Source organism: Pseudoalteromonas sp. 19-MNA-CIBAN-0066 (genome assembly GCF_040308705.1).
Lineage (GTDB): Bacteria > Pseudomonadota > Gammaproteobacteria > Enterobacterales > Alteromonadaceae > Pseudoalteromonas > Pseudoalteromonas nigrifaciens.
In genome coordinates, this window is the sequence record NZ_JBEONZ010000210.1 from 1 (window position 1) to 272 (window position 272).

Annotated in this window: 1 protein-coding gene; it reads right to left on the reverse strand. The window is 36.8% G+C overall.

Going from position 1 to position 272, the window contains the following annotated elements; all coding sequences use genetic code 11:
• On the reverse strand, positions 1-272 hold a 272-nt coding region (locus AAEZ18_RS18855), incomplete at both ends, for a DEAD/DEAH box helicase (RefSeq protein ID WP_352255935.1).

The following is a 272-nucleotide window of genomic DNA, read 5'->3' on the forward strand; positions in this document are numbered from 1 at the left end:
GCTTTTAATAACGTTTTGCATATCTTCAATAAAGCCCATATCAAGCATACGGTCAGCTTCATCAAGAACAAGGTGCTTAACACTTGCAAGGCTTAAGTTACCTAAACGAATATGATCAAATAAACGACCTGGCGTTGCAACAACAATATCTACACCTTCTTTTAAAGCATTTGCTTGGCCGGCTGTGCTAACACCACCAAATAAGCTAACGACTTTAAGTGATGTATGCTTTGCAAAATCTCTAAAATTATTTGCAATTTGTTCTGCAAGTT